Source organism: Streptomyces sp. NPDC096310 (genome assembly GCF_044763125.1).
In the GTDB taxonomy this organism is placed as follows: Bacteria; Actinomycetota; Actinomycetes; order Streptomycetales; family Streptomycetaceae; genus Streptomyces.
Genome location: NZ_JBIWFO010000035.1, coordinates 1 through 15,309, shown reverse-complemented (window position 1 = coordinate 15,309; position 15,309 = coordinate 1). Strand labels below are relative to the sequence as shown.

Below are 15,309 nucleotides of genomic sequence, written 5' to 3'. Positions count from 1 at the left end.
TAGCCTCCGGCGCATGGGGACTCAGGGCGGCATCACCGTGCGGCGGGCTCTTGAGCTGCCGGGACTCCGGGGCGGTCTGCCGGAGGTGGTCGCCTGCGCGGAGGCCCTGGACCGTACGGTGCGCTGGGTGCACGCGGGCGAGTCGCCGAACATCGCCTCGCTCCTCAAGGGCGGCGAACTGCTGCTGACGACCGGTCTCGCCCTGGGCAGCCTCCCCGCCGAGCAGCGCGCCTTCGTCCGCCGGCTCGCCGAGCGGGGCATCGCGGCGCTGGTGGTGGAGCTGGGCGCCCGGTTCGACCGGCTTCCCCCGGCGCTCGTGGACACGGCGCGGTCGGCGGGGCTGCCGCTGGTGCAGCTCCACCGCGAGGTGCCGTTCGTCTCGGTGACCGAGGAGATCCACACCGAGATCGTGAACGGCCACTACGCGCTGCTGCGGCAGGCCGAGGAGGTCCACCGGCGGTGCACCGAGGCCCTGCTGGGCGGGGGCGGGGTGGAGCGGGTGCTCCGGATCCTCGCGGAGTTCGCGGGCAACCCGGTCTTCCTGGAGACGGCGGCGGGCCGGCTCCTGTACGCGGCGGCGCCCGGCTCCGCCCCCGCCGCCGCCGATCCGCTGGAGGTCTGGACGGGGCTGCGCGGCCGGCGCGCGGCGCGGGCGGCGGGGCCGCCGGCGGGCGCGGTGCTGGTGGACGTGGCGGGCGGCGGCCACGGTACGGGGGCGGTACGGGCCCGGCTGGTGATCCCCGCCGTGTCCGCCGCGCCGCTTCCGGTGCACCGGCTTGCGGCGGAGCGCGCGGCGGGCCTGCTCGCGGTCGTCCTGATGCAGGCGCGCCAGGAGGAGGAGCTGGCGGCGCGTGGCCGTGGCGACTTCCTGACGGATCTCGCGGAGGGCCGGATCCCCGCCGAGGACGCGCCGTCGCGGGCACGGGTGCTGGGGTTCCGGCCGGGCGACGGGCCGCTGCTGCCCGTGGTGATGCGGCTGGGGCGGGGCGGCGCGGCGGGCCGGGAGTCCGGCGCCGAGCTGCCTCCGCCGGGGAACTGGGCGCTGCCGGCCGGCGTGTTGCTGGAGGAGCTGGCCTCGGTGGGCGTTCCTGTGCTGCTGGGGGTACGGCCCGTGGAGGGCCGGGTTCCGCTGCTGCTGGGGCTGCGCTCCGAGTCCGAGCGTACGGCGGTGGCGGACCGGGTCGCGGCGGCGATGCGGGCGGGCGTGGCCCGCGCGGGCGTGGAGCGCCCCGGCGCGCCGCCGCCGGTGGTCGTGGTGGGGGTGGCGGGAGGCTGGGCGGCGGCGGGCGCGAGCCTGCGCCACGCGGCGGAGACGGCCGCCGCGGCGCGGGGGCTGCCGGAGAGGGACTGGTACGACGCCCGCCGGCTGGACATCGATCTGCTGCTGTGGCGGCTGCGGGAACATCCGGATCTGGCGGCCTTCGTGGACCGCGCGATCGGCCCGCTGCGTACCCATGACCGCTCGTCGCGGCCCTCGCTGCTGCCGACGCTGGAGGCGTATCTGGCGCACGCGGGGCGCAAGGCGGAGACGGCACGGGAGCTGCATCTCAACCGGCAGACGCTCTACAACCGGCTGGGCCGGATCTCCGAGCTGCTGGGCACGGACCTGGACGATCCGCAGACGGTGCTGGCCCTGAGTCTGGCGCTGCGGGCCCGCCGGCACACCCCCGGGGAGTGAGCCGCGCGCCGGGGCGTGTGCTCCGACCTGCTCCCGCGCTCCGGCCGCCCGTCCCGGGGCGCGCGCTCCGGCCGGTCAGCGCGGCGGCCGGCCCCGCTCGGTCAGTTCGTCGTACACGCAGAGCACCTGTGCGATCGTCTCGTCCTCCGTCGGCCAGGTGGCCGCCTGCGCCCGGCCCGCCGCGACCAGTCGGGCGCGCCGCGCCGGGTCGCCCAGCAGGCGTGTCACCGCGTCCGCCAGGGCCGGCGCGTCACCGTACGGGACGAGTTCCGCAGCGTCGCCGACGAGTTCGGGCAGGGCGCCCACCGCCGTCGCGACCAGCGGTACGCCGAGCCGCAGCGCCTCCTGGGCGAGGACGGAACGGGCCTCCCAGCGGGAGGCGAGCACGGCGATGTCCGCCGAGGCGAGGAGTTCGCTGATGTCGTCCCTGCGGCCGATGAGCTGTACGGGCAGGTCGTCGGCCTCGATCCGGCGCTGGAGCCGGGCGCGTTCGCGGCCCTCGCCCGCGATGGTGAGCAGCGGGGCGGGGTCGAGGTCGCGCCAGCCGGCCACGGCGTCCAGGAGCGTGTCGTACCCCTGGTCCGGTACGAGGCTCCCGACCGCCATCAGTAACGGCCTTTCGACGGCGCCGAGTTCGGCACGGGACTTGTTCTCCTCGTCCGCGGGCCGGGGACGGGGCGCCGGGAGGGCGACCGGCGCGAGGCGGGCGTCGCGCGCGCCCCGGGCGCGCGCCCCGTCGACCAGTTCGGAGGTCACGCCGAGCACCACCGACGCGGCGCGGACGGCGCGCCGTTCCAGCATCCTCAGCAGCCGGCCCCGGGGGCCCTCCGCCTCCGTACGGGTGTGCCAGGTGACGACCAGCGGCACCCGCAGACCGCCGAGGGCGAGCGCGGTCCGTACGGCGGCGTGCAGCCCGTGCGCGTGCACCACGTCCGCTCCGGCGCACGCCGCGCGGAGCGCCGCGACCGAGGCCGGGTCACCACGCCGGGCCACGGGGATGTGCAGCGCCCCGGCGCCGCTGAAGTCGTAGGCCAGGTCGAGTGCGGCGGGGGCGCAGACCGTGACGCGCACGCCCCGGGCGACCAGCCCCGCCGCCAGCGATCGGACGTGCGCGCTGCTGCCCGCGCTGCCACCGCCCAGCACCTGGACCGTACGCAGTTGTGTCACGTGGGCAGGGCTCCTGGATTCGGGTGAGGGGGGCGAGGGGGGTACGTCAAGGATGCCAGTCCGTACGCACGTTCCGGCACCGCCGGGGCGCCGTTCCTGGGTCGGGCGCCTCAACTTCGCGTCCGGATCACTCACACGGGTGAAAGCGCGCGCCGGCCTTACCGGTGCGGTTCCTCGTTCGCCAGTCGGCCGACCCTGTCACCGTACGCCGTCGCGGCGACGACTCCCAGTGCGTGCAAGGCCAGTCCGGACCGGCCGTTGCCCGCCACGACGGCGGCGCCCAGGGTCTTTCGTTTGGATCAGGCCGGATCAGGGAGCGGGGTCTGGTGCCGTGGATCGCAAGGCGGAGGAGGGAGAAATGGCGGAGCCATGTCGACCGACGACAACGCGGCGAGTCGCGGCACCAGGGCACGCGAGCCCGGCATGATCCAAACGAGAGGCCCTGGGGCCGCGCCGAGCGCGTGGGCGCCCGCGTCGCCGAGCATGGTCCGTTCGGCGAGGTCGGCGCCGGCCACCGCGGCGGCGGCGCCCACCGGTACGGCGGCCAGGGCGCCCGCCGTACCGCCGCGCAGCAGGCCGGGGACGCCGAGGGCGAGCACCCCGACGCAGGCCCTGCCGGGGCGTACGTCGAGGAGGTTGACGCAGTGCGCGCCTCCCGCGATCACGACGCCGGCCAGCAGCCGGTCCAGGGGACGCTCCTTGAGCAGCGCTCCGGCGGTGAGCGCGGCGGCGCCGATGCCGAGGAGTTTCACGGCGCCGGTGGTCACCTCGCCGTGGCGCAGCGCACGCAGGTGGGCCCGGAAACCCCGGCGCGGATCGCCCGCGCCGGCCAGGTCGTCGTACGCGCCGCAGGCACCTGCGGCGAGGACGGCCAGCGTGACCGCGCCCCGCGTACCGCTCGGCGCGGCCCCGGCGGCGGCTCCGAGGACGGTCGCGGGACCGGCGTACAACTCGACGGTGCGCCCGGCGTAGTTGCTCCGCCGCCAGCGCGCGGGCTCCCCCGGCGCGCGGGAGCGGAGCACTTCGTACACCGCGCGGGTGGTGGACAGCGCGGCGAGGAACGCGGCGGTCCTGCTCGCCCCGGGAGCCCCGCGGTTCACTCCGAACGCGCCGTCGCCAGCAGTTCCTCGGCGTGGGCGCGTGCCGTTTCCGAGTCCTCCTGGCCCGCGAGCATCCGCGACAGTTCCCGTACCCGGTCCTCGCCCTCCAGGACCGTCACGCCGGAGCGGGTCACCGATCCGTCGACCGTCTTCTCGACCAGGAGCTGCCGGTCCGCGAAGGCCGCGACCTGGGGAAGGTGGGTGACCACCACGACCTGCGCCGACCTGGCGAGCTTCGCCAGCCTGCGGCCGACCTCGACCGCCGCCTTGCCGCCGACGCCCGCGTCGACCTCGTCGAAGAGGTAGGTCGGTACGGGGTCGGACCCGGCGAACACCACCTCCACGGCGAGCATCACGCGCGACAGCTCACCGCCCGACGCGCCCCTGGCGATCGGCCGGGGCTGGGCGCCGGGGTGCGGGGCCAGCAGCAGTTCGACCTCGTCGACGCCGTGCGGCCCGTAGGCCACGGAGCGCCCGCCGACGTCGACGCCCGCGCTCTCGTCCGCCGACTCCGTCTGCCGGATGTCGAACGAGACGCGCGCGTGCGGCATGGCCAGGGAGGCCAGCTCCGCCGTGACGGCCTCCGCGAAGCGCGCCGCCGCCTCCGTGCGGGCGTCGGTCAGCGCCTGGGCGAGGCCGGAGAGTTCGGCGCGCAGCGCGTCGCGTTCGGCCGTCAGCTCGCCGATCCGCTCGTCGTCGCCCTCCAGCTCGGTGAGGCGTGCCGCGCTCTCCTCGGACCAGGCCAGTACGGCGTCGATGTCGCTGCCGTACTTCCTGGTCAGCCCGGTGAGTGAGGCCCGGCGTTCCTCGACGGCGGCCAGCCGGAGCGGGTCGGCGTCCAAGTTGTCCGCGTATCCGGCGAGTTCGCCCGCGACGTCTGTGAGCAGGATCGCGATCTCCCCCATCCGGTCGGCGAGTCCGGCCAGGACCGGATCATGGGACCGTACGGCCTCCAGGGCCCGTCCCGCGCCCCCGACGAGGGTGGTCGCGTCGACGGCCTCCGGGTCCTCGGGGTTGCCCGCGAGCGCCGCGTGGGCGAGGGAGGCGGCGGAGGCGAGCGCTTCCGCGTGGCCCAGCCGCTCGGCCTCGGCGGCGAGTTCGGTGTCCTCACCGGCCCGGGGTTCGACCGACTCGATCTCGGTCAGCCCGAAGCGCAGCAGATCGGCCTCCTGCGCGCGCTCCCTGGCCCGGGTGGTCAGTTCGTCCAGCTCCGTGGCCACGGCCCGCAGCCGCCGGTACGCGGCGGTGTACGCGGTGTGCGGTACGGAGACGGCGTCCCCCGCGTACCGGTCCAGGGCCTTGCGCTGGCGTGCCGGGCGCAGCAGGCCCTGCTGGTCGGTCTGGCCGTGCACGGCGACCAGATCGTCCGCCAGCTCGGCCAGCACGCCCACGGGCACGGAACGCCCGCCGAGGTGGGCGCGCGAGCGCCCCTCGGCCGAGACGGTTCTGCTGATGAGCAGCGCGCCCTCGTCCAGCTCCGCGCCCGCCTCCTCGGCGCGCAGCGTCGCGGGCGCGCCGGGGGCGAGCGTGACCCGCCCCTCGACGACCGCCGACTTGGCGCCGATCCGCACCAGGGCGGGGTCGGCGCGCCCGCCGAGCAGCAGTCCCAGACTGGTGACGACCATGGTCTTGCCCGCGCCGGTCTCGCCGGTCACCGCCGTGAAGCCGGGCGACAGCTCGACGACAGCGTCGTCGATGACCCCGAGCGACCGTATCCGCATCTCCTCCAACACGGTGACGACCATACGAGGTCCTGGCGCCGGGTGCGCGACGCACCCCACCCCCGAGTGCACGGGAGGACCGGTACCCGGGTGGTCCACCACTCATCCCATACGCGGCGAAACCACCCGGAACCGCCCAGGGTGAGATCAGTGCGGAGCCCCGCGCCAGCCGGAGACCGGCAGCGCGAACTTGGCCACCAGCCGGTCGGTGAACGACGCGTGGTGCAGCCGCGCCAGCCGTACCGGGACGGAGCCGCGCCGCACCTCCACCCGGGCGCCCGGGGGCAGCTCGATGGTGCGGCGTCCGTCGCACCACAGCACCCCGTTCGGGGTGTCCTGCTGGACCTCCACCGCGAGCACCGTCGTCGGCGACGTCACCAGGGGTTTCGCGAAGAGCGCGTGGGCGCTGATCGGCACCATCAGCAGGGCCTCGACCTCCGGCCAGACGACCGGGCCGCCCGCCGAGAAGGCGTACGCAGTCGAACCGGTCGGGGTCGCGCAGACGATCCCGTCGCAGCCGAATCCGGTGACCGGTCTGCCGTCGATCTCCAGGACGACTTCGAGCATCCGCTCGGGCGAGACCTTCTGCACGGCGGCCTCGTTGAGCGCCCAGTCCTCGTGGACGACATCGCCGTTGCTGTGCACGACGACATCGATCGTCATCCGCTCCTCGACCTCATACTCACGGGTGACGACCCGGTCGACGACCTTGTCCAGATCGTCCCGTTCCGCCTCGGCGAGGAAGCCGACCCTGCCCAGGTTGACGCCGAGCATCGGCACACCGGAGGCGCGCGCGAACGCGGCGCCGCGCAGCAGCGTGCCGTCCCCGCCGAGCACGATCAGCAGTTCGCACCCCTCCAGCGCGTCGGGGATGGCCTCGGAGGCCGTCTGGACGGAGTCCGGCAGCGGCAGATCGGGCGCCTCGCTGTTCAGTACCCGTACCCCGATACCGCTGCGCACCAGCCCGTTCACGACCAGTTCGGCGCTGCGGATGGCCGCCTGACGGCCGGTGTGGACCAGCAGGAAAACGGTCCGTTCGGCGTTCGCCGCACGCTCCTCGCTCAAGGCTCTCTCCCCGTCGCGCATCAGTTCCTCCGCCGCGTTCGTCGTCACCGGGGGCCCTCCGCCACTGCGCGGTCGACATCCGCCGGGTCCAGCTCGGGGGCTCCGGCACGGAGCCACAGAAAGTACTCGACATTCCCGGAGGGTCCGGGCAGCGGGCTGGCGGTGACGCCCCGTACGCCGAGGCCGAGTTCACCCGCCCGCCGTGCCACGTTCCGTACGGCCTCGGCGCGCAGCGCGGAGCTGCGGACCACGCCGCCGCTGCCGAGGCGTTCCTTGCCGACCTCGAACTGCGGCTTGACCATCATCACGAGATCGGCGTCGGGGGCGGCGCAGCCCACCAGGGCCGGCAGCACCACCCCCAGCGGAATGAACGACAGATCCCCCACGATCAGATCCACGGGCTCCCCTTCGATCGCATCGAGCGTCAACTCACGTACGTTCGTACGGTCCTTGACGGTGACCCGTTCATCGCTCCGCAGCGACCAGGCGAGTTGTCCGTATCCGACGTCCACCGCGACGACCCGGGCGGCCCCGGCGCGCAGCAGCACATCGGTGAATCCGCCGGTGGAGGCGCCCGCGTCGAGGGCCCGCCGGCCGCGTACCTCCAGGCCGAGCGGGACGAAGGCGGCGAGCGCGCCCGCGAGTTTGTGGCCGCCGCGCGAGACATAGTCCGGGTCGCCGTCGTCCGCCTTGACGACGACGGCGGCGCTGGTCTCCACCTGCGTGGCGGGTTTGGTCGCGGTGGTGCCGCCGACCGTCACCCGGCCCGCGGCGATGAGCTGGCTCGCGTGTTCGCGCGACCGCGCGAGGTTACGGCGTACCAGCTCGGCATCGAGACGGCGGCGTGCCAGTCCAGCCACGTTCGGTTCAGCTCCTGTGGTCGTACGCGAGAGGTCACCGGGGAGGCCCCGGGGGTGCCGGACGTACGTCGAGCGCGCTCAGCGCCTCACGCAGTCCCCCGTGTACATCCTCGTACACCTCGACGTGGCCCTCGGCGGGGAGGTGGTCGGCGTCGGCGAGCCGGGCCAGCGTACGGTCCACCTCGGCGTCGCCGGTCGGGGTGCGGGCCACGCCGAGGGGGCGGGGCACCGCCGGGTCGGGCGCGGGCGGCTCCGCCGCGCCGGGGGCCGGGTCCGCGGTCACGTCGCTCATACCGAGACGCTACCGCGAAGAGCTGCGGTACCGTCGGTCGCGATGGCGACCAAGGAGGAGTGCCGCGGCGCACTCGACAAGCTCTCCGGCAATCTGGCGCGCACCGACGGGGAGGCCGGCGGCGCGGCCGGCTTCGACCGCTCCCTGAGCTGCCACATCACCGATCTGGATGTCACGTTCACCGGGCGTCTGGTGGACGGCCGGATCGAGGTGGCCGACCCGGCCCCGGGACCGCCGCCCGGCAAGGCGCAGATCAGGCTGGCCATGACGGGCGACGACCTGGTGGCACTGGTCGACGGCGAACTGGACTTCGCCCGCGCATGGGGCTCGGGCCGGGTCAGGCTGGAGGCGGGCTTCCGCGATCTGCTGCGGCTGAGGTCACTTCTCTAGTGCCCCTCCCGGCAAGCTTTGCCCCGCGGACCGCGCCCGGCGCCCGGCCGGCACCACCAGCGGCGTACCCGTCTCCGGGTCGTCGATGACCTGGCAGCGCAGCCCGAAGACCCGCTCCACCCGCTCGGCCGTCACGACCTCCGCCGGGGAGCCCTCCGCCACGATCCGCCCGTCGCGCATGGCGATGAGGTGGGTGGCGTACCGGGCGGCGTGGTTGAGGTCGTGCAGGACGGCGACGAGCGTACGGCCCTGGGTCTCGTGCAGCTCGGCGCAGAGGTCGAGCACATCGATCTGGTGCTGGATGTCGAGGAAGGTGGTCGGCTCGTCCAGCAGGAGCAGCGGCGTCTGCTGCGCGAGGGCCATCGCGATCCAGACGCGCTGGCGCTGGCCGCCGGAGAGTTCGTCGACGTACCGGTCGGCGAGTTCACCGACCCCGGTGGCCGCCATGGACTCCCCGACGATCCGCTCGTCCTCCGGCGACCACTGGCGCAGCAGCCCCTGGTGCGGGTAGCGGCCGCGCGCCACCAGGTCCGCGACGGTGATGCCGTCGGGCGCGATGGACGACTGCGGAAGCAGCCCGAGGATCTTGGCGACCTTCTTGGCGGGCATCGCGTGGATGACCGAGCCGTCGAGCAGGACGCGCCCCTCGGCGGGCTTGAGCATCCGGGAGAGCGCGCGGAGCAAGGTCGACTTGCCGCAGGCGTTCGGGCCGACGATCACCGTGAACGAGTGGTCGGGTATCGCCACCGACAGATCGCGGGCGATGACCCGCTGGTCGTAGCCGAGGGTCACCGATTCCGCGGTGAGGCGCTGCATGGTCGTACTCCTGGGGTCCGCGGGGTTCATGGCCGGTACCGACCATCGGTACCGATGCCGCTGGTACTGATGCCGTGGTCGCCACCGATGGCGTGTCGTTCGCCTGTCCGCCAACGCGAGGTTAGGTTAGCCTACCCTCGCATCTCGCTTCGATAAGGGACATCCTCGTCATGAACAGCCCCTCGCCCGCCCGCGGCCCCGCCCGCCGTGCCGTGCTCGCCACAGCCGGCGCGGCCGGCCGGGGCCCGCTGCTCACCGAACAACTCGCCGCCGCCGTCGAGAAGTCGAAGAGGCTCCCCGTATGACCAACGCGTCCCCCTCCCTGGCCCGGTCCGCTCCCGCGCCGTCCGCCACTCCTTCCTCGTCCCCCGCTCCTTCCTCGTCCGCCGCTCCCTCCTCGTCCCCCTTCCAGTTCTTCTCCGTCGAAGTACTGCGCGCGGAGCGGATCACCCCCGCGATGGCCCGGATCGTCCTCGGCGGCCCGGGCCTCGCGCGCATGGCCTCGGCCGGCCGCGACCAGCGCGTCAAACTGTTCCTGCCCCGCCCCGGCCAGAGCGAGCCGGTCATGCCGGGGCGGGGACGGCCGACTGGTACGGCGCGTGGCGCGCGCTCGACCCCACGGTGCGCGGCATCATGCGGACGTACACGGTGCGCGAACTGCGCCGCGCACCGGACGAACTGGTCATCGACTTCGCCCTGCACGCGGAGTCCGACGACACGTCGGGCCCCGCCTCGCGCTGGGCGAGGGCCGCGGCGCCCGGTGACCGTATCCGCGTCCTGGCCCCGGTCGAGGAGGAGAACGCCGGGTACGACTTCCGGCCGCCGGACGGCACCGACTGGATCCTGCTGACCGCCGACGAGTCCGCGCTGCCCGCCGTCGCCGGCATCCTCGACACCCTGGCCCCGGGCACCCCGGCCCGGGTCTGGATCGAGGTCCACGACCCGGCGGACCGTCAGGAACTCCCCACCAAGGCGGCCGCCGACATCACCTGGCTCGTCCGGAACGCCTCGCCCGCGGCCCCGGACGCCATCCGCGCCGCCGCGCTCCCGGAGGGCACGCCGTACGCCTGGGTGGCCGGGGAGGCGGCCACGGTGAAGGCGGTACGCCGCCACCTCGTCGCGGACCGCGGCTTCGACCGCCGAGCGGTGAAGTTCAGCGGTTACTGGCGCCGGGGCGCCTCGGAGGACAACCTGATGGAGGCGGCGGAGAACGCGTAACACCGCACGCCCCGCGCCACCGTGAGCCCCGGGCCCGTGGCTCACGGTTCACCCGCTACAGGCCCAGCCGGGCCAGCGCCTTGCCCGCGTCCAGCGCGCACGCGCCCTCGCCCGCGTCGGTCCAGGCCGCCGCGCACAGGGCGCGCAGCCCGTCCAGCGCCGTACCGTCCCCGTCGAGGGTGAGCGCGCCCGCCCCGGCGGAGGCCGTCCAGCCGCCGCAGCCGAACCCGCCGTCCCGCTCCACCACCTCGGGCTGCCCGGTCAGCATCCCGCGCAGATCGGCGTCCACATACGTCGGCCGGTGCCGCGGCTCCGCGGCCAGCAGCCGCGCCCCGTCCGTCACCCCGGTCAGTACGAGCAGCGAGTCGACGCCGCCGTTGAACGCCCCCTCGATGTCGGTGTCCAGCCGGTCCCCGACGACCAGCGCCTTCCTGGCCCCGGTCCGCAGGATCGTCTCGCGGTGCATCGGGGGCAGCGGCTTGCCCGCGACCTGCGGCTCAGCGCCGGTGCCGATCCGTACGACCTCCACCGCCGCGCCGTTGCCCGGCATGATCCCGCGCGCGCCGGGGATCGTCAGATCGGTGTTCGACGCGAACCACGGCACGCCCCGGTTGATCGCGTAGCACGCCTCGGCGAACCGCGCCCACGGCAGATCGGGACCGCCGTACCCCTGCACCACCGCGGCCGGGCCGTCGTCGGCCGAGTCGACCGGCTCCAGACCACGCTCGCGCAGCGCGACCCGCAGCCCGTCACCGCCGATGACCAGCACCTTCGACCCCGCCGGCAGCTGATCGGCGATCAGCCGGGAGACCGCCTGCGCCGAGGTGATCACATCGTCGGGCTCCGCGGGCACGCCCAGCTCCGTGAGATGGGCCGCGACGGTGTCCGGCGGGCGGAGGGCGTTGTTGGTGACGTACGCGAGCCGCATCCCCGCGTCCCGGGCGGTGGCCAGTGACTCGACCGCGTACGCGATGGCCGCGCCGCCCGCGTACACCACACCGTCGAGATCGAGCAGAGCCGTGTCGTACGCCTCGCTCAGCGCGGTCGCACTCCCGCTCGGCCTGGTCCTGCTCTGCTGGCTCATCCTGCCTACGCTCCTCGCTCGGGACTTCTCACCCGATCATCGCTCATGCCCGCCCCGCCCATACGATGCACATACGATGCTCGGATGAACACAACAGGTCCTGTGGACAAGGGGCTGCGGCTGATTCCGTTCCGCGGGCTCCGGTACGTCCCGGAACGTGTGGGCAGCCTGTCCGCGGTGACCTCGCCACCGTACGACGTCGTCGTCAGGCCCGACGGGCTGCACCATCTGGAGTCCGCGGACCCGTACAACATCGTCCGGCTCATCCTGCCGCAGGCCGCCACCCCCGAGGACCGGCACCACCGGGCGGCGGCCACGCTGGAGCGCTGGGTGGCCCAGGGCGTGCTCGCCCCGGACCCGGAGCCCGCGCTGTACGTGTACGAGCAGCGCAGGGGCGAGGTGCTCCAGCGGGGGATCATCGGCGCCCTCGCGCTCTCCTCCCCCGCCGCGGGCATCGTGCTGCCGCACGAGGACGTCATGCCGGACGTGGTGGAGGACCGCGCGGCGCTGCTGCGGACAACGGCCGCCAATCTGGAGCCGCTGCTGCTGACGTACCGAGGCGACCCGGACGCGGCGGGCGGTACGGCGGGCGTCGTCGCACGCGCCCTGGACCGCGCACCGCTCCTCACCACCACCACGGAGGACGGTTTCGCCCACCGCCTCTGGTCGGTCACGGACTCCGCCGATCTCGCGCACATCGCCGACGACCTCGCCCACCACCAGGCCCTGATCGCCGACGGCCACCACCGCTGGGCGACCTATCTGCGGCTGCACGACGAGCACACGGGGGCGCGGGAGCCGGTGGGGCCGTGGGGGTACGGCCTGGTCCTGCTGATCGACACGGCCCGCTATCCCCTCCAGGTCCGCTCCATCCACCGCCTGCTGCGCGACCTGCCGGTCGACCGGGCGCTCGCCGCGCTCCCGGGCGCGTTCCGTGTCCGTACGGTCGAGGGACCGCTCACCGAGGCGCTCGGCGCGCTGGCGGACGCGGCGGCCACGGGCAACGCGTTCCTGCTCGCCGGGGACGGCCGCTTCCACCTCGTCGACCGCCCGGACGAGGAGCTGCTGTCCCGTACGGTACGGAGCGACCGCCCGGCGGCCTGGCAGCGGCTGGACGCGACGGTCCTGCACGCCACGCTGCTGGACCACCTCTGGCGGATCCCCGACGACCCGGAGCACATCTCCTACATCCACGACACCGAGGCGGCCGTCGTCCAGGCGGAGCGCACCGGCGGTACGGCGGTGCTGCTGCACCCGGTGCGCGAGGACGTCGTACGGGAGCTGGCGCGCCAGGGGGTCACGATGCCCCGCAAGTCGACGTCGTTCGGCCCGAAGCCGGCCACGGGTCTGGTCATGCGGAGCGTCACCCTCGACTGACGGCCCGGCCGACGAACCGACTCAACCGGCCGGCGGCTCATATGACAGTGGGCGGTACCCCGGCCGGGGTACCGCCCACCTCTGTCATCGCCGCTCAGCGCTTGTCGTCCTCGTCGAGGACCACGATGTCCTCGTCGACGAGCGCGTCCGAGTCCGAGTCGTCCACGGGCGGGGCGGCGGCCTCGGCCGGGGCCTCACTGACCTCGCCACGGGCCTCGGGCGCGGTCCCGCTCCCGGCCTCGGGCTCGTCCTCGCCCATGGCGTCGACGAACTCGACCCCGTCCAGCTCGGCAAGCCGGTCCGAGGCGTCGGTCGCCCCGTCCTTGTCCGCCTCGATGGTCTTGCCGAACCACTCGCGCGCCTCGTCCTCACGCCCGGCCGACAGCAGGGCGTCGGCGTACGCGTAGCGCAGTCGCGCGGTCCACGGCTGTACGGAGTGGGACGCCAGCTCGGGGCTCTGCAGGGTGACGATGGCGGCGTCGATCTGCCCCATGTCCCTGCGCGCACCGGCCGCGACGAGCCGCATCTCGACCTGTCCCGCCTTGTCGAGCTTCTGCACCTCGGGCTCGCCGGCCATGGCCATCGCCCGCTCGGGGCGGCCGAGGCCGCGTTCGCAGTCGGCCATGACGGGCCACAGCTCCACGCTGCCGGTCATCCGCCGCGCCGCCCTGAACTCGGCCAGCGCCTCCGCGTACTTCTGCGTCGCGTACGCGGCGAAGCCGGCGGCCTCGCGTACGGCGGCGACACGGGAGGCGAGCCGCAGGGCGATCCGCGAGTACGCGTACGCCTGCTCGGGATCCTCGTCGATGAGCTGGGCGACCATGACGAGGTTGCGGGCGACGTCCTCGGCGAGCGTCTTGGGCAGGCTCATCAGCTCCTGCCGCACGCTCTTGTCGATCTCGTCGCCGGTCACGTCGTCCGGGATCGGCAGCCGCTTGATGGGCTCGCGGTCACGGTCCCGGTCGTCACGCCGCTCGTACCCGCCACCGCGGTTCTCGTCCCTGCCACGGTATCCACCACGGTCGTCGCGGCGGTCGCCACCACGGTCGTCGCGGCGGCCGTAGCCACCGCCACGGCTGTCGGTGCCACGGTCGTCGCGGCGCGGACCGCTGGGCCGGCCGCCCCGGTCGTCCCGCCGGAAGGCGGGCCGGTCGTCACGGCGGGGACCGCCCGACCGGTCATCGCGACGGTCGTCGCGACGGGGAGCGCTGGACCGGTCGTCGCGACGGAAACCGCCGGACCGGTCGTCACGACGGGGAGCGCTGGACCGGTCGTCGCGCCGGTCATCACGCCGGAAGCCACCGCGGTCGCCGCGGTCGTTGTCACGACGGGGACCGGAGGAGGGCCGGTCGTCACGGCGGTCGTCACGGCGGAAAGCCGGACGGTCATCACGACGGGGACCGCTCGGACGGTCATCGCGCCGGTCATCGCGACGCGGACCGCTCGGACGGTCGTCACGGCGGTCGTCACGGCGGAAAGCGGGCCGGTCGCCGCGGTCGTTGTCACGACGGGGCCCGGAGGAGGGCCGGTCGTCACGCCGGAAGCCACCGGACCGGTCATCACGACGGGGACCGCTCGGACGGTCATCGCGCCGATCGTCACGCCGGTCATCGCGACGGAAAGCGGGCCGGTCATCCCGACGCGGACCGCCGAAACGGTCGTCACGGCGATCGTCACGACGCGGGCCGCTGGGCCGGTCGTCACGCCGGTCATCGCGGCGAACATAACCGCCACCACCACGGTTGTCACCGCCGGCCGGTCGACCGCCCCGGTCGTCACGGCGGCCGTAGCCACCGCCACCGCCGGAGCCGGAGCCGGAGCCGGAGCCGGAGCCGGAGCCGGAGCCGAAACGGGAACCCGAGCTGGGACGGCCGCCACGGTCGTCATCGCGACGCGGCCCGCTGGGCCGGCCGTCGCGCGCACCACGGAACCCGCCGCCGCGCTGGTCGTCGCGACGCGGTCCACGATCGCGATCGTCACGGCCGCCACGGAAGCCGCCCCGGTCGCCGCTGTCGCTGCGGCGCGGGTCGCGCTCAGGACGGTCGTCGGAGGAATTGGGGGACATCGGTTGGGCTCCTGTCTTCGGGTACCGCAGCCATTCTCGCGCAGTCGGGGTGCCGACGAGCACTTCGGAACGGTGGCTTCGGGTAATAGAGGGCAAAACAAAAAGGACCCGTAGCCCAGCGTGAACGCTGGACCACGGGTCCTTGAAAGATTGTTCGGCGGCGTCCTACTCTCCCACAGGGTCCCCCCTGCAGTACCATCGGCGCTGTGAGGCTTAGCTTCCGGGTTCGGAATGTAACCGGGCGTTTCCCTCACGCAATGACCACCGAAACACTATCGGGCCATCCCGAAAAATCGAGATATCGGCACTTAGCGAACAAGCACACTCTTCAATTGAGTTCATACTGGTTCAACCGGTGCGACTGTTCGCAACCCGGGAACCACACAGTGGACGCGAGCAACTGAGGACAAGCCCTCGGCCTATTAGTACCAGTCAGCTCCAACCGTTACCGGTCTTCCACATCTGGCCTATCAACC

The 15,309-nt window shown here is 74.0% G+C and carries 14 protein-coding genes, 2 rRNA genes and 1 pseudogene; 5 read left to right on the top strand and 12 right to left on the bottom strand.

The features are described from left to right. Window positions 1-13 precede the first annotated feature (13 nt). Complete coding sequence (locus ACIQ7D_RS34940; RefSeq protein ID WP_403944838.1) at window positions 14-1,678, top strand: PucR family transcriptional regulator; 1,665 nt, start codon at window positions 14-16, stop codon at window positions 1,676-1,678. 75 nt (window positions 1,679-1,753) lie between these two features. On the opposite strand, the gene ACIQ7D_RS34935 is transcribed toward ACIQ7D_RS34940, so the two are convergent. The 6 genes from ACIQ7D_RS34935 to ACIQ7D_RS34910 form a co-directional block, all read right to left on the bottom strand. Continuing rightward, a complete protein-coding gene (locus ACIQ7D_RS34935) occupies window positions 1,754-2,845 on the bottom strand; it encodes a glycosyltransferase family 4 protein (protein ID WP_403944836.1) in 1,092 nt (363 codons plus the stop codon). Between the two features lie 299 nt (window positions 2,846-3,144). After that, a complete protein-coding gene (locus ACIQ7D_RS34930; RefSeq protein WP_403944833.1) occupies window positions 3,145-3,945 on the bottom strand; it encodes a hypothetical protein in 801 nt (266 codons plus the stop codon). Then, complete coding sequence (recN, locus tag ACIQ7D_RS34925) at window positions 3,942-5,690, bottom strand: DNA repair protein RecN (protein WP_403944829.1); 1,749 nt, start codon at window positions 5,688-5,690, stop codon at window positions 3,942-3,944. Before recN ends, ACIQ7D_RS34930 begins: the two co-directional genes overlap by 4 nt. A 123-nt stretch (window positions 5,691-5,813) precedes the next feature. Beyond that, entirely contained in the window at window positions 5,814-6,752 is a 939-nt protein-coding gene (locus tag ACIQ7D_RS34920) for an NAD kinase (RefSeq protein WP_403944892.1), read from the bottom strand. A 23-nt stretch (window positions 6,753-6,775) separates the two neighbouring features. After that, on the bottom strand, window positions 6,776-7,591 hold the full coding sequence (locus ACIQ7D_RS34915) for a TlyA family RNA methyltransferase (RefSeq protein ID WP_403944827.1): 816 nt from the start codon (window positions 7,589-7,591) through the stop codon (window positions 6,776-6,778). Window positions 7,592-7,625: 34 nt separating this feature from the next. Next, window positions 7,626-7,883, bottom strand: a complete 258-nt coding sequence (locus tag ACIQ7D_RS34910) for a hypothetical protein (protein ID WP_403944825.1) — start codon at window positions 7,881-7,883, stop codon at window positions 7,626-7,628. 42 nt (window positions 7,884-7,925) lie between these two features. Between ACIQ7D_RS34910 and ACIQ7D_RS34905 the strand changes: the two genes are divergently transcribed. After that, complete coding sequence (locus ACIQ7D_RS34905) at window positions 7,926-8,273, top strand: sterol-binding protein (protein ID WP_403944823.1); 348 nt, start codon at window positions 7,926-7,928, stop codon at window positions 8,271-8,273. On the opposite strand, the gene ACIQ7D_RS34900 is transcribed toward ACIQ7D_RS34905, so the two are convergent. Further along, the gene (locus ACIQ7D_RS34900) at window positions 8,262-9,089 is read right to left on the bottom strand and encodes an ABC transporter ATP-binding protein (RefSeq protein WP_403944821.1); all 828 of its coding nucleotides are present in this window, start codon (window positions 9,087-9,089) and stop codon (window positions 8,262-8,264) included. The genes ACIQ7D_RS34905 and ACIQ7D_RS34900 overlap by 12 nt on opposite strands. A gap of 170 nt (window positions 9,090-9,259) precedes the next feature. Here ACIQ7D_RS34900 and ACIQ7D_RS34895 point away from each other — a divergent pair, with 170 nt between their 5' ends. Then, window positions 9,260-9,394, top strand: coding sequence for a hypothetical protein (locus tag ACIQ7D_RS34895; RefSeq protein WP_403944820.1), 135 nt, complete (start codon window positions 9,260-9,262; stop codon window positions 9,392-9,394). Beyond that, window positions 9,391-10,307, top strand: a pseudogene (locus ACIQ7D_RS34890) (siderophore-interacting protein). Before ACIQ7D_RS34895 ends, ACIQ7D_RS34890 begins: the two are co-directional and overlap by 4 nt. A gap of 55 nt (window positions 10,308-10,362) precedes the next feature. Here ACIQ7D_RS34890 and ACIQ7D_RS34885 read toward each other — a convergent pair. Then, complete coding sequence (locus tag ACIQ7D_RS34885) at window positions 10,363-11,391, bottom strand: HAD-IIA family hydrolase (protein ID WP_403944818.1); 1,029 nt, start codon at window positions 11,389-11,391, stop codon at window positions 10,363-10,365. 84 nt (window positions 11,392-11,475) lie between these two features. Here ACIQ7D_RS34885 and ACIQ7D_RS34880 point away from each other — a divergent pair, with 84 nt between their 5' ends. Further along, the gene (locus tag ACIQ7D_RS34880) at window positions 11,476-12,768 is read left to right on the top strand and encodes a DUF1015 family protein (protein WP_403944815.1); all 1,293 of its coding nucleotides are present in this window, start codon (window positions 11,476-11,478) and stop codon (window positions 12,766-12,768) included. 94 nt (window positions 12,769-12,862) lie between these two features. Here ACIQ7D_RS34880 and ACIQ7D_RS34875 read toward each other — a convergent pair whose 3' ends face one another. The 4 genes from ACIQ7D_RS34875 to ACIQ7D_RS34860 form a co-directional block, all read right to left on the bottom strand. After that, the gene (locus tag ACIQ7D_RS34875; protein WP_403944891.1) at window positions 12,863-13,639 is read right to left on the bottom strand and encodes a hypothetical protein; all 777 of its coding nucleotides are present in this window, start codon (window positions 13,637-13,639) and stop codon (window positions 12,863-12,865) included. A 38-nt stretch (window positions 13,640-13,677) separates the two neighbouring features. Next, window positions 13,678-14,547 carry a hypothetical protein gene (locus ACIQ7D_RS34870; protein WP_403944813.1) on the bottom strand — a complete coding sequence of 290 codons (870 nt, stop codon included), beginning with the start codon at window positions 14,545-14,547 and terminating at the stop codon, window positions 13,678-13,680. Between the two features lie 438 nt (window positions 14,548-14,985). Beyond that, window positions 14,986-15,102 (bottom strand): 5S ribosomal RNA (rrf, locus tag ACIQ7D_RS34865). Between the two features lie 133 nt (window positions 15,103-15,235). Beyond that, window positions 15,236-15,309 (bottom strand): 23S ribosomal RNA (locus ACIQ7D_RS34860); the annotation flags it as partial.